Raw genomic sequence first — 21,247 nt, forward strand, 5'->3', positions numbered from 1 at the left:
GCAGCCTCTCGTAGAGAAGGGCGAATGCGTGAGATAAAACCCCATTAATCAACAACGCCAGAACTTTCAGGAAGCTTCTGATCAGGAATTAAGTCTTCTACTTTTCGCAAAGTGCGCCAGGTGTAACCGAAAATACCTACTAAGACTGTGCAGATAGTCATACTGACAAATAGTAAAGTAATCCCTGAACCAGTCCCAGTCCCAAAGATGTTGCCGAAAATCGGGGCTAAAATCCCTGTGGGACGCATGGCGGGTTCAAAGACTCTATCAGCCAGGAAACCAGCAATTAAGGGGGTGATGGCGGCTACAGTTACGCCTATGAGTTGATCGGCTGCGAGGACTCGTCCTTGTAAGCCTGGGGGAATTGTGGCATACCATATAGCGTTACTGGAACTGTAAAACAAGGGAATGAGTGTGGATGAAAGAAAATGCGCTCCCATCCACACCGATACTGTTTGCCCCAGTCCGATCAGGGTTCTAAAAATACCGTGTCCGATGAAACCTAGTAACATTCCGTGTATACGGCGATGGAATCCGCCCCAAATACTAAGGGCGATCGCCCCAATGACACCCCCAATCCCCGCCGCCGTGGTGACTGTGCCGAGAATTTCTGAGTTGCCACCTGTACGGGCTAGAATCATCGGTGTGTAAAGGACTTTACTTATATCGTTGGGAATGGCGAATAATGTGAAGGCGATCGCCATTGCTGTTAATGATGGATTTGCCCAAATATAACGAAATCCAAATGTTAATTTTTGCCATAAGCTCTCAGTATTATCCCGGTGATTTGGCTCAACGGCAGGCTGGGGAATTTTGACGATGAGTAAGGTGATGAAGGCAGCAGCAAAAGTTGTTAAGTCAATCCAGAAGATAGCCTGCAACCCCAGACGGGGATATATAAACCCGGCTAAGGCCGGAGAAAATATGGCTGCACTGTAGTTAACGGCTGAACCTAAACTTTCTGCACGGGTAAATTGTTCTTTGGGAACTAATAGGGATATGGAGGCAGAATAGGCGAGAACTTGTAATTGCCCAAAGCCACCGTAAAGCATGACAATTATATACAAGTGCCACACCTGTAATTGTTGGTTTAGGTATAGGATGGCGATCGCTAGGGTACACAACACGGCGACAACTTCCGCCAAAATCATCAGAAAGCGACGATTAAACCTATCTACCGCAATACCAGCAAAGGTGGTAATCAGGATTTTTGGCATCTGGGCAAAAAAGCCGACTAACGCCAAAGCTGTCGCTGAACCAGTTTTATCCCAAACCCAAATCGTCAGGGCAAACACTGTCATAAAACTACCGATGGTAGATATTATCTGTCCTAGCCAGATGATCAAAAAAGTTCGCATAGTTTCTGGGGACAAATCAATTCAAAATTCAAAATTGGGGACTGGGTATTGGGTATGGAATTTTCTCCCCCTGCTCCCTGCCCCCTGCCGCCATGAATTAAAATTCAAAGGAGACACTACCTGTCAAAGTAAAGGGCGCACCTGGAATTACACGCACAATGTCCCGCGCACCTTCGTAGTAATTTTCATCGAATAGGTTTTGAATATTAATGGCGGCGCGGAATTTGTCACGGCGGTAAAAGATGGAAGCATCTGTACGCAAGTAGCTAGGTAATGTGAAGGTGTTGCGTAGGTCTCCTTGGCGTTCTCCTTGCGTGAAAACACCTAATCCAAATCCTAACCCTTTGAGGCTTCCGGCTTGCAGTTCGTAGGTACTCCACAAACCAAAGGAGTTTCTGGGAACGTTTTGTAATTGTCTATCTTGAAATTCGGGGCGACTATCTTCGGTGATTTTGCTATCTGTATAGGCGTAACTGGCTGTTAAGTTCCAACCAGGGAGAATTTCCCCGGCTACGTCTAATTCTATACCTTGGCTGCGTTGCTTGCCGATTTGGATTTGGGAGAGGGGTTCGCTGAGTCCTTGGGCTGCAACGTTGGTACGTTCTAGATTATAAAATGCGAGAGTGGTGGAGAGGCGATCGCCTAATAAATTTGCTTTTAAACCCACTTCATACTGAGTTCCTCTTTCTGGTTCAAAGGGTTCGCCAACTGTTGTTATTCCTGTGTTTGTGTCTAAAACCCTGGTTCTACCAACAACGGGTGTAAAGGATCTACTGTAGCTGGCATACAAAGAAAGGTTTTCACTAGGTTTGTAAACAATACCGACACGGGGACTAAAAACTGTGTCGTTACGTTCAAAGCTTTCTTCTTCTGAGAGTAAGTCTTCATAGTCTTGGTTAACAAAATCCAAACGTCCACCCAAAACTAAAATAATATTTTTGGATAGGGAAATTTGGTCTTGAGCATAAATCCCCAAAGAATTTTTCTCGGTATTAGTATTACCAAAAGGAATGGCAAATGATGACACACTCTCAGGACGATAGACGGGATTGAAAATATCAATGTCTCTGAGTTGTCTAAAATCTAGTCTATCTTCTGTTTCCTCTCTAGTAACTTCCACACCAAACAGTAAACTGTGTTCAATACTGCCTGTTTTGAACTTACCTAAGAGGCTATTATTAAACGTCAAACTGGTCGTACTAGATGGGTTTTCTACTAAAAAGCGTCGGAGTGTACGACCATCTCTATTTAGTCCATTTGATGTACTAGAGTTAGCGATAGGAAGCACTACGGTACTTTCTGGAACATCTAAAAAGGCTGTAGAAAATTCACTTTTGATTGTCCAGTTATCATTGAGGCGATGGTCTAACTGATAGCCTAAACGGGTAACTAAAGACTCACTTTCAGATAATGATGGTTCACCTAAGTTAGTCTCTCGTGAAACTCTACCATTAGGGTTGGAAATAACTGTTCCTGACGCTGGTAAGTCTGGTGCTGTCTCAAAACTGCGGTATTTCAGATATTCTATGCTTGCTGTTAAATTTGTATTTTCGTTACCTATTAATCTAACAACAGGCGCAATAAAAAAGGATTCACTATTCTCGAAATCTTTAAAGCTTTCAGCAGTTTGATAAGCCGCATTCAAACGATAAGCAACACCATCTTTATCTAAGGGGCCAGAAAAGTCGATGGTGGGACGATGTAAACCAAATTGTCCTACTTGATAGCCAATAGAGTAGTAAGGTGTATTTAGAGGTTGTTTAGTAACTAGGTTGACGACCCCACCTAAATCACCTTGTCCAAAGAGGACGGAAGCTGGGCCTTTGAGGACTTCTACGCGTTCAACGTTAGCAATTTCACTTTGAAACCGTAAGCTATCATCCCTTAAACCGTTGCGTAATAAGTTACGAGATTCAAAGCCCCGAATTACTGGAGTTAGTGCTGGTGCTTGGGAAGATGTCCGACCGCTACTAGCACTACTAGTATTTTTTAAGACTTCGCCAAGGCTGCGAGTTCCTTGGTCTTTAATAACTTCTTGGGGTATGACTTGAATAGCTTGGGGTACGTCAATTAGGGGAGTATCTGTGCGCGTTCCCACAGAAGAATTAGGAACTTGATACGTTGGACGGAATTGATCCCCGACAACTGTTAGTTCGATGGGTTCGTCTGGTTCTTCTGGGGGTGGGGTTTCGGCTGTGGGTGTTTCTGGAGTTGTGGGTGTTTCTGGGGTTGGGGTTTCTGCGGTAGGTGTTTCTGGGGTTGGGGTTTGTGTAGTTGGTGGAGTTTGACTGGTAGTAACAAAAGGAAGACTAACAATAAATTCTTGTCCGTCCTGACGTAGATTAAATTGCGGGACTGCATTAACACCGGTGATTTCAATTTCAATAGTGTTAGGGTCAGACTGTCCCACAAAAATCTCAGCAATACCAGGGATGGGATTATTGGTAGTGATGGGGGGTTTTCCTTCTACCAATTGCAGTTGAGCATTATTGACGGTGATAATTAGGGTTTTGTCTTCGGTGCTAGTTTGAGTAGTTAGGGTTACTCCTGGCGAAGTTTTTAAAACGACCTCTAAACCTTGATCTGTATCATAGAGTTCTACTGCCGTTACCGGAACAGGAGCAGCCCAAACTGGTTGGGAGACGAGAACAGTGATTACACTAGCAACACCAATGGCGGGTTGCCAATAATTCCATGTCATAAATACCGATTGTCCTAATTTACTGATGTAGACGCTTACAGATCAAGCGAAGAATGTCGTAATGTGTGGAAAGGGAAATTTTTATGCTCAGTTATTTAACTGGAATAGAATACTATCATTTTTTCTATAATCTTCATCCGACTTTTCAATACTTCTACAGATTTGTTTGTAGCGAGGACTTTAGTCCTCTCATTCTAAGGACTAAAGTCCTTACTACGAACTGAGTATTAACGAACGAATTTCAGGCTTTCTCCGGTTTTATTGAAGAAATCAGTAAAGATGCTCATGACAGTACGTTCTCTAATTTTGATGTTGGCGTTTAATGACATTCCCGACTGTAGGGCAATTTTACGTTGCTGGCTGAGAAGATATTGTTGGTCAAGGGTGACTGTGGCTGGGAAGGTGTAGTATGGCTGAAGTTGGGTTGGTGGTAGGGCATCAGAACCAATCCAGGTTAAAGTACCTTTGATATCGCCAAATTCGCTGTAGGGGAAGGAATCTATGCGGACATCAACGCGCATTCCTTCTCTAATAAAGCCGATGTCTTGGTTGGTGATGGAAACTTTTGCTACTAAGTTAGTTTGGGGTACGATTTTCAGCACTGGTTCGGTGGATTTAGCCACAAAGCCGGGGGCGTGGGCTTTGAGGTCAAAGACTACACCATCAACAGGCGATCGCACTACACTATACTTTAATGCCTGATTGGTTTGACTGAGTTGGCTGTCAAGTTCGGCGATGCGTTTTTTGTTATCGACAATGGCTTTGCTTAATTGGCTGTCAATCTCAGCTATTCTCTGGCTATTATTGCCAATACGGGCGGTTAAATCTCTTCTATCAATGTCTTTGGTGTTTTGGACTTTGGCTTGGGCTTGGGCTATAGCCGCTTGCAAGCGTATCTTTTCTTCTTGCAATTGTGCAATTTCTGCACGAATGGATTCTACTTCCTGCTGCTGGTTGAGGTATTGAATGCGGGAAATTCCCCCTTCTAACGCCAATTCGGAGATATCTGTGAGAATTTGCTCATTAACTTTCAATTTTTCTTGGTTGGATTTAAGTTTAATGTCTGCTTGGCTGTATTGCTTTTGTAATTGGTCAATTTCTAACTGAGCAGATGTAACTCGTGATGTTAACTCTTCTAATTCAGATTTTACCCGTTGTCGCTGTTCGGCACTCAAGGACATTTCCCCAGCATTGCCATCAAGTTGAGCTTGAAACAGACGATTTTCGGCAAGTAATACCGCCCGGCTTCTGGTTAAGCTGACAAATTGCGCCGGAATGGAGACTGTAGGTGAGGTGTCCTCTTTACCACTTAGTTGTGCTTGGTAAAATTGATTTTCTTGTTCTAAAACTGTGCGAACTTTTTGGAAGGAATTTTCCTGCGCTTGGGAAACGGTGGGATCAAGACTTACAAGTAAATCCCCGGCTTTAACACGGTGTCCATCTTTGACGTGAATGGTTTTGACGACACCCTCGATAGGGATTTGCACCTCGTTGACATTATCTTGAGGTTCGAGTTTTCCTTGGGCTGGAACTGCTTGTTCGATTTTGGAGACACTAGCCCAAGCTACTGCTGCAATTGAGACAAACATCAATGTCCATAATATCCCCCGTGACCACCCAGAGGATTGTTTGAGCATCAGGGGATGTTCAAAGGAGGATGCAGCAGGATTTGATGTTTTAGGTGGTGTGGGAGTAATATTCGTTTCCTGTGTTATCGTTGTCAGGCGACCGTTACCGTTGTTGGAACTCATAGTATTTAGGGATTGGGGACTGGGAATTGGGGGAGCAGGGGGAGAAGGGAGTGAGGGAAGAAATTCTGACTCATTACTCCTTACTCATTACTCATTACTCACACCACTACGGCTTCTTGCTGGCGGTATAAACAGTAATACAGCCCTCTGAGAGCCATTAATTCGTCGTGTGTGCCTTGCTCGGCAATGCGGCCTTGTTCCATCATTAAGATAATGTCAGCATGGCGAATAGTACCTAAACGATGAGTTATGAAGAAGACTGTTCGCCCTTCTAGTGCTTGTTGCAGGTTTTGACAGACTTGGCGTTCGCTGTTGTAATCTAAGGCACTTGTGGCTTCATCCATAATTAGGAGACGGGGGTTTTGCAGGACGGTACGAGCGATCGCAATTCTTTGTCTTTGTCCCCCAGAAAGTGCTGATCCTCTTTCCCCAACACGGGTGTTATATCCCATCGGTAGGCTCATGATGAACTCATGGGCGTAGGCAATTTTGGCAGCGTTGATGATTTCTTCTGGTGTGGCTTCGGGGTTATTGAGAGCAATATTTTCTTGAACTGTGGTATCAAATAACAGGGTATCTTGTAATACCATGCCGATTTGTCGCCGTAGGGAATACAGTTCAACTTTGTGGATGTCGTAACCGTCGATGAGGATGCGTCCAACTTCGGGATCATAGAGACGTGTTAAGAGTTTGGTGAGGGTGCTTTTACCTGCGCCACTTTGTCCGACTACACCGACGAATTTACCAGGGGGAATATCTAAACTAATGTTGTCTAGTTGGGGGGTGGGGCTATTGGTGAAGCGGAAGGTGATATGGTCGTATTTAACTGCTCCTTGAATATCTGGTAAGGGGATATCTTGACGCACTGCTTCTTCTTGGGGTGTGTCTAAAATATCACTCAATCTTTCCAGGGATAAGGCTGTTTCTTGGAAGTTTTGCCACAGTTGCACTAGACGCAGTAGGGGGCTTGTGGTGTAACCAGCGATGATGCGGAAGGCGATTAATTGACCGAGGGTGAGTGTTCCTTGTAATACTAAGAATGCGCCGACCCAGAGGAGTAATAACCCTGAGAGTTGGTTCAGAAATTTACTGATAGAACCTGCTGTGGTGGAGGTGAGGGCATTTTTGAAACTATCAGCCACATAACGAGCATAACGGTCTTGCCATTGCCAACGCGATCGCAATTCAATATTTTGGGCTTTGACGGTTTGAATACCGGAAACGACTTCGACTAAATAAGATTGAGTTTGGGCGTTGCGTTCGGCGCGGGTGCGGGTTTGTTGGCGGATGACGGGGGCGACAATTACACCTAACAGGGCAAATAGGGGGACTGTAGCTAAGGCAACTAAGGTTAATAGCCAACTGTAGTACAGCATGACGACGATGTAAATAACGGAAAATATCGCGTCTAGGACTACTGTTAAGGCTGTACCTGTCAGGAATTGGCGGATGTTCTCTAGTTCGTTAATGCGGGTTGAGAGTTCGCCTACAGGACGCTTTTCAAAGTAACCCAGGGGTAGCCGTAACAGGTGGTTAATGACTTCTGACCCCAAGGCCATGTCTATGCGGTTGGTGGTTTCTACGAATAAATTTGTCCGTAGGGTGGTGAGGACGGCTTCAAATAGGGCTGTAGCAACTAACAATGTCCCCAACACATTCAAGGTGGCGGGGGAGTTTTGAATTAGGACTTTATCGATAATTACCTGGGTAATTAGGGGATTCGCCAAGCCGAACAACTGGACAAAGAAGGAGGAAATTAATACCTCACTCAAGACGCGGCGATACTGGGAAACGAAGGGTAAAAACCAACTTAAGCCGAAGCGTTTACGGGGGGTTTCCTTGGTTGGTTGGAGGAGGAGAATCTCGCCTTGTTCTCCCCAAGTTTCAATGAAGGCTTTGGGTTTGTGGCGTTGTATTCCCTTTCCTGGGACACCTAACACCAGTTCGCTATCGGTAGCTTTGTAGAGGATAGCAAAGCGGTTTTGCCATTGCAGCATGACTGGGGTTTGCAAGCGACTGATAGCAATGGCAGGAACTACGGCTAATTGCGCCCGTAAACCCAACATTTCGGCTAAAGAACCGCATAATTGTAAGGAAACACTACCTAATCTTTGTTGTTGATTCTGCAATACCCGGCGGATGACATCACGACGGAAAGGCATATTCCAATACTGGCTCAACATCTGGAAGCAAGCCAGGGTTTCATTTAATACCCCTTTTCCACTCACATAAGGATATTTACCCTGTCTATCTTTGGACTCTAGGGCCGGGGGTTGTTCTGAGGCGTAGGGGATATCGTCTGTGATTGTTTCCGGTTCTATTTCTGTGGGTGTGGGTTGAAAAGATACCGGGGGAATGCCGATTAACCTCGCTATACCACTTTCTACCTTGAGATTTTGCTTGTCTGGATATGGCTCTAAGCGATCGCCTATGGCAAAGTTAGTATTACCACTACTTAACAACCAAAGCCGGTGGGGATCTAGTTGGCTGAGGGGTGTTTTCCCCTTGGAGAGATTCAAAACGACCGTTTGAGGGAGCATTTGCTGGACTAAATCTGTCAGTTCAACTTCCCCCAAGGCGCGGCGTTGCACTTCTAAACTCAGTAGGTCAAATAACTCTGAGGTAGCACAGTGTTTAGTTAGAGCATCATTAAAGGCTTTTTCTTTTTTTAATAAGGTCTGAAAAATAACAGATGGGATAGTTAAAAATACTGCTTCTGTGGAGGCGATCGCAGTTTCACAACCCACACCCCTAAGCAAACTTACCCAACCCAGAATCGCCCCTGGTTGGAGTAATTCGATAGTATCGGGAATAGCAGAATTGTAGCTGTAACCAATTAGCCGGGCTTGTCCTTCGTAGAGAATTGCTACATGAGCCGGCATTGTTTCTTTGACAACTATTGTTTGTCCCATACGGTAGCGCAATAGTTGTGCTTTCTGTGTCAATTGCTCAATAGCGGCGGTAGATAGAAGATTGAAAGGCGGCGTTGTTGTGAGGAAATCGGATATTGAGGGTATGGAAGTAGTCATATCGTGTCCGAAAAAAGACTTATTAAGTGAGACTTTCATCTCTCAAACTCTCTGCGTCTCTGCGCCTCTGCGTGAAATAAAATCTTTTCAAACGCATTCGCTGATAAGCGTTCCCGCAGGGTAGTATCGCGGAGGTTCACGCGGAGGTACACAGAGTTTTATTTAAAGTTGCTTGTAATGATTCTTGTAACCATTCCTGGAAGAGTTTATTCAGGAGTTTTTTCCGCGTAGAGTCATCTAATTTGGCGTGAACCATCTGTTCTAACCGCACAATAACTATCCATTCCCCTAGACGCGTGGGGGGTAATAGTTGTCCTGGTTGACTGGCGCGGAGTTTGGCTACTAACTGGGGATGGGGTTGGGTAAGGGGTGTGGGGCCGATTAATCCGCCTGTCTGTGCTTCCGGCCCTTGGGAGTATTGACGGGCAATTTCCGCAAAACTTTGCTCTTTGGCTTTAATCCGAAAGTATAATTCTTGAGCTAGTGCCATATCACGGGTTCGTAGCAGAGAATAAGTTACCTGGTCTAGTTGGGCTTTTTGGGTGAGGAAATAAGACTCTACTTTATGTCCCCAAGTCGCTTGTTTAAATTTCTCTAACCGTAATTTTCTAGTTGCTAGTGCTGTTGTCTGTTGAGGATCTTCCTGTTTTGCCTGCTCTATTTCTTCTGGAGTACATTCTATAGAGGCTATGGCTTGGTCAATTAACAACTCACGATATAGTTGAGGTAGCATCTGATAACCTGCCAACAGAGATATTAACTCTGATGCAGTGATGGTTTGCTGACACAATCTTTCTAGATAAGAATCATTCATTGCAAAATCAAGTGGACAGTTTGGTGGGATGTAATGTTTGCAATAGTAATTACTGTTGCAAATTGCTTGATCAAGTTGATAACATTCAATAAGAATTACGGCTCAATTTAGAGCTATTGCAATCAAATTATTGAGAAATTTTATTAAAAATAATATACCTTAGATTACAGAGGTTAGATTGTAAAAAAATTATGTTTTTATCTATAACAAAATTAAGCAGCTTAAATATAGCCACTCTAGCTGCTAGTAAAATCATCAACAATCAGGTATACTAACCTTCAGTGAAATCTTGATCAATCAGGTATTGGTGATTGAGTCCACACCCAAATGTAACTGCCAAGAAGCGCAGTTAAAAAGTGCAAATTTTTCACAAACCCTTCTAGCTAATTTCATTCCCCCAAGGCGAATTGGTGCATAATGATTAACCGCCAACGACAAATATTGTCATTAACTCCACACCATGCAGCGACACTTGTGGATGTCTTACGCGCATGGACGCAGCAAAAAGGTGATGCGGTTGGTTTTGCTTTTTGGCAAGATGACAAACAGGTACATCTTACATACACGGAGTTAGACCACAAAGCGCGAGCCATTGCAGTGCATTTACAAGCTATGCGCTGGCAGGGAGAACGTGTATTATTAATGTATCCGCCAGGGTTGGAATTGATTGCAGCTCTTATGGGTTGCTTTTATGCGGGTTTGGTGGCAGTTCCTGTATATCCTCCGCGTCCCAATAATAACATAACGAGGTTGTTGTCAATTGGTGAAGATGCCCAAGCTAAGGGAATTTTGACGAAAGTATCCTTAGAAAATTCTTTAAAACAAGTATCTAAAAATACTGCTTTTGAGGCTTTGCCGAAAGTTGCTACAGATAGCATCATTTTATCTGTCGGTGAAGCTTGGCAGAATCCTCAACTGACAGCCGATAGTCTGGCTTTACTACAATATACTTCTGGTTCGACCGGCACACCAAAGGGCGTGATGCTGAGTCATGGTAATTTGCTGCATAACTTAGGGCAAATTTATCAACGTTTTGGACATTCTGCTAATACTCACGTTGTCAGTTGGTTGCCACCTTATCATGACATGGGTTTGATTGGCGGAATTTTGCAGCCTTTATATGGAGGTTTTCCCGTCACTTTGATGTCTCCTGTAGCTTTTCTACAAAAACCCCTGCGTTGGTTACAAGCAATTTCTCAAACTCAAGCTACCACAAGCGGCGCACCCAATTTCGCCTATGAAATGTGTGTCCGCAATATCCGTCTTGATGAATGTCTTGATTTAGATTTGAGTAGTTGGGAGTTGGCGTTTACAGGTGCAGAACCAATTCGCCAGGAGACACTAGAAAGATTTGCTACTACTTTTAAAACTTATGGTTTTCGTCGAGAAGCGTTTTATCCTTGCTATGGTTTAGCTGAGGCGACTTTGTTTGTCACTGGTAAAAATAAGGATGAAATAGTATTTAATCATACTTCTCAATCCTTGGTTAGTTGTGGTTCTCCCAGTGATGACCAGACTATAATTATAGTTAATCCTGAATCTAGAGAACCCTGTGCAGCCGGGGAAGAAGGGGAAATTTGGCTCAAAGGTGCAAGTGTCGCCCAAGGTTATTGGCAAAATCCCCAAGAAACAAAAGCAACTTTTCAAGGGGCTTTGGCTTCGGGAACTGGCGGGTTTTTACGCACGGGTGACTTGGGGTATTTAAACTCAGGCGAATTATTTGTCACCGGCAGGATAAAAGATGTGATGATAATTCGGGGACAAAATTACTATCCTCACGATATTGAGGCGGCTGTTTCCCAGTGTCATCCGGCTTTGAGTGCCTATTGGGGTGCGGCGTTTAGTGTGGAAGTAGACGGGGAAGAACGGTTGGTGGTGGTGCAGGAGGTTGAACGTAGTAGTTGGCGTAGGCTTGATGAGGATGGGATTATTGCGGCGATTCGTGGTGCTGTTTCCTGTGAGTTTGGTTTGCAGGTGTATGGGATTTGTTTGTTGAAGCCTGGGAGTATTCCTAAGACTTCTAGTGGGAAGGTGCAGCGTTTTGCTTGTCGGGAGGGGTTTGTTTGTGGGGGGTTGGATGTGGTGTTTGGGTGGGAATTAGCTCACGCAGAGGCGCAGAGGCGCAGAGAGGAGAGGGGAGAAGAGAAAGAAAAGATAGTAGATGGGTTGATTGGGTGGTTACGGGATTATGCTAACCATCATATTAATTCGCGGTTGATGGATGAACGGCGTTGTATTTCGCCTCATGTGGTTTTGGATTTTGGGAATAAGGGTTTGTTGGGGATGCAAGTCCCTTCCTGTTATGGTGGGTTGGGTTTGGGATATACGGACACCATCAGGATTATACAACAGCTTGGGGCGATTGATCCGACTTTGGCTTTGTTTGTGGGGTTGAATAATGTTTTGGGGGTGCGTCCTATATTAATGTATGGGACGGATGCTTTAAAGGCGGAACTTTTACCGATTTTGGCGACGGGGCGGGAATTGGCAGCTTTTGCACTGACGGAAACGGGTGCTGGGGCGAATCCGCAAGCTATACAGTCGCAAGCGATTAGTGATGGTGATGGTTGGTTGTTGCGGGGGGAAAAGATTTGGAGTGGTTCGGCGGCTTGGGCTGGTGTGATTAATGTGTTTGTCAAACATCAGCAGGGTATTAGCGGTTTTGTGGTGCGTCGCGGTAGTCCTGGTTTGCGTCAAGGTGCGGAAGCGTTGACGATGGGAATGCGGGGAATGGTACAGAATACGGTTTATTTGGAAGATATTCCGGTGACATCCGCGCAAGTTTTGGGTGAAGTCGGGAAGGGGATGAATGTCGCTCAAGATGCCATGATGTATGGGAGATTAGCGATCGCATCTGCTTGTGTCGGTGGGATGCAACGCTGTGTACAATTAATGTGGCGTTATAGTCAACGGCGACAAATCGCTACAGGGAAGTTACTCGACCATCCCATAGTTTTACATCGTCTGCAAGAATTGACTTGTGCGATTACTGTTGTCCAGAGTTTGGTGATGCGGGTAGGAAAATTACTCGACGCTGGTGAAACTGTGCCGGCGGAAGTATATGCAGCTTGTAAAATTTCTGCACCGGAATTTTATTGGCAAGCAGCAGATTTATTGGTACAAACTTTAGGGGGACGAGGATATATAGAAAGTAATATTGCACCGCAAATTCTCAGAGATGCGCGAGTTTTGCGGATATTTGAAGGGCCGACAGAAACTTTGTGTGGGTTTTTGGGTGCGCGTGTGTTGAAACAGGGTGAGACATTGCAAAATTTCCTCTGTCAAACTTTGGGTGCGGTGGAAGTCGGTACGAGGTTAAGGGATGCTGTTGATAAAATTAGAGGACGCTGTTTTGATGGTGCTAATATTACAGTGCAGCGTTGGGTTTATCATCAAGTCGGTAAACTCGCAACTGAAGCGATATTATGGGCAGTATTAGATGATAAATCTGCAATAAATTGGGTAAAACATCGCTTTGATGAACAACTGCAAGAAATCTTGAGTTTTAACACCGATAACTTACTATTTCTCAATGGTCAAAGTTTAGTTCATCACCTCAACGAATACACAAAAACCATCGGTGACATTGAACAAAATCTGGCTGGGGAAGCGCAAGAGTTAGATGAGTTACTGCGTCAGTCAGGGGAGAATCCCCAGTTTATTCCCACAACAGCAGATTTACCCGCATCCTCAGAGATTCAAACCTGGTTAAAAACTTGGATATCTCAAAAATTACGCCAGCCAATTTCTACTATAGATGTAAATAGAGCCTTCGCCGAATACGGTATGGATTCCGTCACAGCGATAGAACTAACCCAAGATTTACAAGAATGGTTGAAGATTTCCCAACCTTTAGATGCGACTATCGCTTGGAATTTCCCCACCATTAACGCCTTAGCTAACTACTTGGGGGAAGTTACCAAAGAAAATGCTGTACCTTCAGATAACAACTTGGATGACTTATCTACTACAGATATAGCACAACTCTTAAGCCAAGAAATTGCGATCGCTCGTCACCGTAAACCTCAAATGAAATGATCACGCCCAGACGCAGAGGCGCAGAGAGTGAGAGTTACAACAGACTCCGCGCCCCTTTGCGTTTACCTCCGCGCCCCTTTGCGTTTAAAAAATCCTATGACTAACTCACCCAACTACCAAACATTGCTCAAAGACGCACTCGTAGAAATGCGACAACTACGAGCCGAAATCACAGCCTTGGAAGCACAACAAACTGAACCCATCGCTATTATTGGCATGGCTTGTAGATTTCCTGGTGGTGCAAATAACCCGGAAGCTTTTTGGCAATTGTTACGGGATGGTGTGAATGCAGTCGGCGAAATTCCCGACGCACGTTGGGATATAGAGAAATACTACGATGCAAACCCCGACACCCCAGGGAAAATGTACACTCGCTACGGGCATTTTCTGGACAAAGTAGACGAGTTTGACGCTCAATTTTTCGGCATTTCTCCCCGCGAAGCCCAAAGTCTCGACCCCCAACAACGTCTATTATTAGAGGTGAGCTATGAAGCTTTAGAACGTGCTGGACAATCTCCCGCAAAAATCAAAGGTAGTCAGACATCTATATATATAGGACTATGTTTTGATGACTACGCCAAACATAGTCTTTCTCATCCTACACAAATTGATGCTTTTAGCAGTTTAGGTAACACTCGCAGCATCGCCGCCGGACGTATCGCCTATGTGTTGGGGTTACAAGGAACAGTAATGCAACTAGATACAACCTGTTCTTCCTCCTTGCTGGGGGTACATTTAGCCTGTCAAAGTTTGCGGAATGGTGAGTCTGACATGGCTTTGGCGGGAGGAGTCAACTTAATTTTATCCCCAGAACCGATGATTGGCTTTTGTAAGTTGAAAGCCTTAGCAGTTGATGGACGTTGTAAAACCTTAGATGCGGCGGCGGATGGTTACGGACGAGGTGAAGGTTGTGGCATTGTTGTCTTGAAAAAATTGCGAGATGCGATCGCAAACCGTGACCCGATCTTAGCAGTGATTCGCGGTTCGGCAGTTAATCACGACGGTAGCAGCAACGGTTTAACAGCCCCCAACGGTACAGCCCAAGAAGCCGTAATTCACCAAGCTTTACAAAATGCTCAAGTCGAACCACACCAAATCCAATATAGTGAATTGCATGGCACAGGTACAGTTCTCGGCGACCCCATCGAAGTTTTAGCACTAGCTAAGGTGCTAGGTGAAGGTAGAAGTAAAAATCAACCCTTATCTATTGGTTCGGTGAAAACCAACATCGGACATTTAGAAGGTGCAGCCGGTGTAGCGGGGTTAATGAAAGTCATCTTGGCACTGCAACACCAACAAATTCCAGCCCATGTCAACTTTCAACAACCAAACCCCTACATTCCCTGGCAGAAATTACCCCTCACCGTCCCTACTCAATTAACTCCTTGGCAGAGTGCAAACAGTCAACGCCTCGCCGGTGTGAGTTCCTTTGGGATGAGTGGGACGAATGTACATTTAATCTTAGAAGAATTTACCCCTGTACCAAATTCCCAACAAGACACAGGATATCAACTACTAACCATATCCGCCAAAACACCCCAGGCATTGCGGGAACTTGTAGGGGAATACATTAAATACTTTGCTTCACAGCCGGAAGATAACTTAGATGATATTTGCTTTACTTCTAACGTCGGGCGATCGCACTTCCCTTACCGCCTAACGATACCCGCCAATTCTTATAATTCAGTTTATGAGCAATTATCTAATTACCTGAACAATACCGCAAAAACATTTGATAGTCAACTAATCCCCCCAAATACTCTCAAAATCGCCTTTCTCTTCACCGGACAAGGTAGCCAATACCTTAACATGGCGAGGGAACTTTACGACACCCACCCCTATTTCCGCCAACAAGTTGATAAATGTTGTGAATTATTGCATCCTTACTTAGATGTAGATTTACGTGAGATTTTATTCACACCAGAAACGCCAAATAGTAGTAATTACGAATTACGAATTACAAATTACGAATTATCCCATACCATCTACACTCAACCCGCCTTATTCGTCATCGAATACGCCTTAACTCAACTGTGGCGACATTGGGGAGTTACACCTGACTTTCTTATAGGACATAGTTTAGGGGAATATGTCGCCGCTTGTATTGCTGGTGTCTTCACCTTACCAGACGCACTCAAACTAATTGCTCACCGCGCTCGGTTGATGCAACAATTGCCTGAGAATGGCAAAATGTTAGCTGTGAGTGCATCAGCCACAGAAATCGCCGAATATATTCAAGCATATTCTGAAAACGTGGGTATTGCTGCCATCAATTCCCCAGAGAATACAGTAATTTCCGGCGAACAAACAGCCATTGCACAACTAGCAGAAATTTTGCAAAATCAGGGAATCAAAACTACACCCTTATCAGTTTCCCATGCTTTCCATTCTCCCTTAATGGAGACAATGGTAGAAGAATTTAGACAAGTCGCCGAGAGTATCACCTTTCATCCACCCAAAACACCGATAATTTCTAACATCACAGGTACAGTTATTGGTGAAGAAATTGCGAACGCCGAGTATTGGTGTCATCATATTTTACAACCCGTACAATTTGCACTAGGGATAGAAACATTAGCCAAAGACAACTGCAAAATCTTTCTCGAAATTGGAGTAAAACCCACCTTACTCAGTATAGGTAAAACCTGCTTCCCAGATGCAGAAAATTACTCCTGGCTACCCAGTTTACGTCCCCGACAAAGTGACAGACAAACAATCTTATCTAGCCTCGCATCGTTATATATGCAAGGTATAGATATCAACTGGGAAAACTTCACCGACAACCAACCACATCAACGAGTAATTTTACCAACCTATTCATTTCAACGCCAGAGATTTTGGGTAGACAAACCTGAATTTACCCCACCCTATCCAACTCCTAACCTACATCCTTTACTGGGACAGAAATTAAAACTAGCAAAATCAGAAAAGATATATTACCAAAATAAAATTTCCCCAAAAAAACCAGACTTCCTACAGCAACATCAAGTCCAGAGTAATAGTATCATGCCTGCTGCCGGCTATATAGAAATAGCAATAACAGCCGCCGAACAAATATTTCCATCCCACTCCTACAACCTACAAAACATTCAAATCATCCAACCCTTACCCACCACCCAAGAAATCACCCTCCAACTAATCCTCACCCCCCTAGAAAAACAAACCTACCAATTTGAAATCCTCTCCCTTTGCGCCTTTGCGCCTTTGCGTGAGAAAGAAACCACCCACGCCACAGGAATCATCCAAACCTCCCCACCCCTTCCAAACTCCCCTCAACTCCCAACAACCTGCACCCAAAAAATTGACCCCACCACCTACTACCAAACCTGCCAAAAATTAGGAATAGAATACGGAAAATACTTCCAAGCAATTCAACAACTTTGGCGAGGAGAAAACCAAGCATTAGGCGAAATCAAACTATCACCAGAAATTGACACAACCCCTTATCAAATTCACCCGATAATCTTAGACGCTTGCTTACAAGTAACGGGAGCAATTTTCCTCGACTCCCAACCATTAACAGCGTACCTACCCATAGCTATCGAACAATTCCAATGGTATGGAGAAAAACACCAAACACACCTTTGGAGTTACGTTAAACTGCGAGAAAGATATATCGCTGATATTCAAATATTCAACGCTAATAATAAACTAATCGCCACTATCACCGGCTTAAAAATTCAGCCAGTCAAACAATTAAATAACTGGCAAGATTGGTTATATAGTATTGCATGGAAAGAAAACCCCTTAACTTACCATCACTTACTAACTCCCACTAAAGTTAGTAACTCATCAATATTAAATCAGTCAGAATTAGATAATTATTTATCCCTATCATCCCAACTAGAAAAGCTGAGTATTGCTTGCATCTTACAGACATTGCAAGCGGGTGAAGAATTGAGTATAGTAACCCAACATAAAAAACTATATCAGTATTTATTGCAAATTCTCCAAAATCAAGAACAAAGAGAAACACCCCTCAGCTTTACCCAATTGCGTCAAACCTATCCCAACGCCACATCCGAATTAAACTTACTCAAACGCTGCACCAGCCATTTAGCAGAAGTCTTGCAAGGAAAAATCGACCCACTACAATTATTATTTCCCAATGGAGACTTCAGCGACTTAACGCACCTTTACCAAAATTCACCCATTGCCAAAATGATGAATACCTTGGTAAAACAAGCAATTACCACAGCCATAACCGACATCCCCCCAGAACAACCCCTGCGAATTTTGGAAATAGGCGCGGGAACTGGGGGAACTACCGCACATTTATTACCAGAACTCGCACAAAGAAACATTGAATATTTCTTTACCGACGTTTCACCCCTGTTCCTCAGCAAAGCACAGCAACAATTTGCAGATTATTCCTGTGTGCGATATCAATTATTTGATGTCGAAAAACCTCCCACTACCCAAGGCTTCACAGAAAATAGCTTTGATATCATCATCGCCGCTAACGTACTCCACGCCACCGAAGATTTACGACAAACCATAATACATATCAAGCAACTCTTGTCAAGAGGTGGGCTGCTTATTTTACTAGAAGGAGTACAGCCTGTATGGTGGTTAGACTTAATATTTGGGTTAACTGAAGGCTGGTGGCGTTTCCAAGACTATGATTTACGTCCCCATCATCCGCTAATTTCCAGTGAACAATGGCAGAAATTATTCACACAAGAGGGTTTTGACTCTACAACCTTACTCGAAACCATAGGAAACCAAGCAGTAATTACCGCGCAAACTCCAAAATTACCAGATAACTGCGTAATTTTAGCGGATAAACAAGGCTTAGGAGAAAAACTCGCCACCCATCTACAAACCCAAGGAGTAACTTGTCATTTAATTTTTGCCGACTCCCAACCTCCCACCCTTCCCACACCAGCATCACACCTAATTAACCTCTGGGGTTTAGACGTACCCCACCCCGACGAATTAACCACCGCAGAATTAATCAAACAACAACAGATCCTCTGCGAAAGTTTGTTGTATTCGCTACAAAATAATATAAAATATCAGCAATTACCCCAATGGTGGCTAGTCACCCAGGGAGCAGTAAACACAGATCAGGACACTTCTATAAAAGGACTTGCAGCCACAACATTGTGGGGAATAAGCAAAGTAATACAACTAGAACATCCAGAAATCAACTGTCACTGTTTAGACCTAGACCCAAACCACACCCCCATAGAACAACTAGATATTCTTTTAAAAGAACTCCTAACAAACTCCCCAGAAAAAGAAATCGCTTGGCGCACTAACATCCGATACACCCCAAGACTCTCTCAAAACTCTCTCTGCGTCTCTGCGCCTCTGCGTGAGAAAAATAATTCCTTAATGCAACGCCTAACCATCCCCCAAAGAGGAACACTAGAAAACCTAACCTTCCAAACAGTTAACCGTACTTCCCCAAACCCAGGAGAAATAGAAATCCGCATTCAAGCCACAGGCTTAAACTTCCGCGACATCTTAAACGCCTTAGACTTGTACCCAGGCGAACCCGGAATGCTAGGCTGTGAGTGCGTCGGCGAAATAGTAGCCATCGGTACAGATGTCAAACACCTGCAAATCGGACAAACAGTCATAGCCTTAGCCAGTGGTAGCTTTAGCCAGTATGTCACCATCAAAGCAGCGATGGCTTCGCCCGCCGCAGGCATCGCAATTCCCCTCCCCCAAAACTTAAATATCATCGATGGCGCAACCATACCAGCCGCCTTCCTCACCGCCTTTTACACCTTGCGCCATCTCGCCAAAATTCGCCCCGGTGACAAAGTTCTCATCCATGCTGCTGCGGGTGGTGTCGGACAAGCAGCCATTCAAATAGCTAAACTAGCAGGTGCAGAAATATTTGCAACCGCCAGTCCCCAGAAATGGGAAACCCTGCGAAACTTAGGCGTAACCAAAATTTTCAACTCACGCACTTTAGATTTTGCTGAGGAAATTCTCACCCAAACTCAAGGAGAAGGTGTAGATATCGTCCTCAATTCTCTCCGTGGTGATTTTATCGCTGCGAGTTTCGCCGTTCTCAAACCCCAAGGAAGATTTGTAGAAATCGGCAAAATTGATGTGTGGACAGAGGAACAGGTAAAACAAGTCAAACCAAATGCAAATTACTTCTTAGTAGATTTAGTTGACTTGTGCCAGCAACAACCGGAACTGATACAGAATATGTTAAAGCAGTTAGTGGAGGAATTTGAGCAACATCGCTTGCAACCCCTAGCTGCAAAAGTATTTCCGATGAATCAAATAGTAGATGCTTTCCGGTATATGCAGCAAGGTAAGCATATTGGGAAAGTAGTAGTAGATTGGGGGCTGGGAAATTCGCTGTATCCTCTCAAAGAGAATTGTACTTATTTAATTACTGGCGGTTTGGGTGGTTTAGGTTTACTTGTAGCGGAGTGGCTAGTAAAAATGGGGGCTTGTCATCTCCTCCTATTGGGACGCAATGCACCTACAGCTGATGCAGTATCAAAGATTCAGGAATTAGAAACTACTGGTGCGAGAATAGCGATCGCCCAAATAGATGTATCCCAAACCGCAGCTTTAAGCAACATCTTGACACAAATCGAAAACTCCGCATATCCCCTAGCCGGAATTATCCATGCGGCGGGAGTATTAGATGATGGCGCATTACTACAAATGAACTGGGAACGCTTTCAAAAAGTCATGGCGGCGAAAGTCATGGGTGCTTGGAATTTGCATACATTAACCCAACACCTACCCCTAGATTTCTTCGTCCTTTTCTCCTCAGCCACCGCCTTATTTGGTTCACCGGGACAAGCAAACCACGTAGCTGCAAACACATTTCTTGATACCCTAGCCCATTACCGACATACCAAAGGCTTACCCGCCATGAGTATTAACTGGGGAATTTGGTCAGAAATTGGTTCAGCCACCCAAGCCACCAAACAAATGCAGCAAAGAGGAATCGAAGCGATCGCTCCAGCCGATGGTATTCAAATTCTACAACACCTCATGACCCAACCCCTCACCCAAATCGGAGTAGTACCCATTAATTGGCAAAAATTCCCTATTAACTCACCATTTTTCGAGAATTTTTACCCAACTAACAACCCAGAAACAAGGCAAACACCACCCCCCAAAACAGATTTACTAGAAAAACTATCTCAACTAGATAAACAAACAGGTTACGAACTACTAGAAACCTATCTTCAAGAACAAATAGCCAAAGTCTTAGGTTTCCCACCCCATGAAATCAACCCCCAAACCGGATTTTTCGACTTAGGAATGGACTCACTCACAGCCATCGAATTCAAAAACCGCCTCCAAACCGACCTAAAAATCACACTCCCCTCAACAATAGCCTTCGACTATCCCAACATTCAAACATTAGCCCACCACCTAAACAATCAACTACAACCAACCCCAGAACCCCAAACCGAACCCTCCACAGCAGAAATCGCCCAACTACTAGCCCAAGAACTAGAACAACTCAACTAAATCAATTCGCAATTCGCAATGGACTAACGTCCCGCTACGCTAACGCAATTAAACTTCTTAAACCTCCGCGCCCCTTTGCGTTTACCTCCGCG

General features: G+C 44.2%; 7 protein-coding genes. 2 read left to right on the top strand and 5 right to left on the bottom strand.

Annotated elements, in window-relative coordinates; translation table 11 throughout:
• Positions 1-44: 44 nt before the first annotated feature.
• The 5 genes from ACN222_RS13345 to ACN222_RS13365 form a co-directional block, all read right to left on the bottom strand.
• A complete protein-coding gene (locus ACN222_RS13345; protein WP_269083579.1) occupies positions 45-1,373 on the bottom strand; it encodes an MFS transporter in 1,329 nt (442 codons plus the stop codon).
• Positions 1,374-1,455: 82 nt separating this feature from the next.
• Positions 1,456-4,059: a TonB-dependent siderophore receptor gene (locus ACN222_RS13350; protein ID WP_010996830.1), complete on the bottom strand. Its 2,604-nt coding sequence runs from the start codon at positions 4,057-4,059 to the stop codon at positions 1,456-1,458.
• Between the two features lie 227 nt (positions 4,060-4,286).
• Positions 4,287-5,810: an HlyD family efflux transporter periplasmic adaptor subunit gene (locus ACN222_RS13355; protein ID WP_010996831.1), complete on the bottom strand. Its 1,524-nt coding sequence runs from the start codon at positions 5,808-5,810 to the stop codon at positions 4,287-4,289.
• A gap of 98 nt (positions 5,811-5,908) precedes the next feature.
• Positions 5,909-8,878: a peptidase domain-containing ABC transporter gene (locus ACN222_RS13360; protein ID WP_010996832.1), complete on the bottom strand. Its 2,970-nt coding sequence runs from the start codon at positions 8,876-8,878 to the stop codon at positions 5,909-5,911.
• Positions 8,879-8,975: 97 nt separating this feature from the next.
• On the bottom strand, positions 8,976-9,653 hold the full coding sequence (locus ACN222_RS13365; RefSeq protein ID WP_010996833.1) for a peptidylprolyl isomerase: 678 nt from the start codon (positions 9,651-9,653) through the stop codon (positions 8,976-8,978).
• 417 nt (positions 9,654-10,070) lie between these two features.
• Between ACN222_RS13365 and ACN222_RS13370 the strand changes: the two genes are divergently transcribed.
• The gene (locus ACN222_RS13370; RefSeq protein WP_010996834.1) at positions 10,071-13,691 is read left to right on the top strand and encodes an AMP-binding protein; all 3,621 of its coding nucleotides are present in this window, start codon (positions 10,071-10,073) and stop codon (positions 13,689-13,691) included.
• Between the two features lie 96 nt (positions 13,692-13,787).
• Entirely contained in the window at positions 13,788-21,155 is a 7,368-nt protein-coding gene (locus ACN222_RS13375; protein ID WP_044523045.1) for a type I polyketide synthase, read from the top strand.
• Positions 21,156-21,247 lie beyond the last annotated feature (92 nt).

Source organism: Anabaena sp. FACHB-595 (assembly GCF_048568275.1).
Taxonomy (GTDB): Bacteria; Cyanobacteriota; Cyanobacteriia; order Cyanobacteriales; family Nostocaceae; genus Trichormus.

Excerpts from the sequence above, each read along its gene's own strand:
- ACN222_RS13350 (WP_010996830.1), bottom strand. The coding sequence starts at position 4,059 with ATGACATGGAATTATTGGCAACCCGCCATTGGTGTTGCTAGTGTAATC.
- ACN222_RS13355 (WP_010996831.1), bottom strand. The coding sequence starts at position 5,810 with ATGAGTTCCAACAACGGTAACGGTCGCCTGACAACGATAACACAGGAA.
- ACN222_RS13360 (WP_010996832.1), bottom strand. The coding sequence starts at position 8,878 with ATGAAAGTCTCACTTAATAAGTCTTTTTTCGGACACGATATGACTACT.
- ACN222_RS13365 (WP_010996833.1), bottom strand. The coding sequence starts at position 9,653 with ATGAATGATTCTTATCTAGAAAGATTGTGTCAGCAAACCATCACTGCA.
- ACN222_RS13370 (WP_010996834.1), top strand. The coding sequence starts at position 10,071 with ATGATTAACCGCCAACGACAAATATTGTCATTAACTCCACACCATGCA.
- ACN222_RS13375 (WP_044523045.1), top strand. The coding sequence starts at position 13,788 with ATGACTAACTCACCCAACTACCAAACATTGCTCAAAGACGCACTCGTA.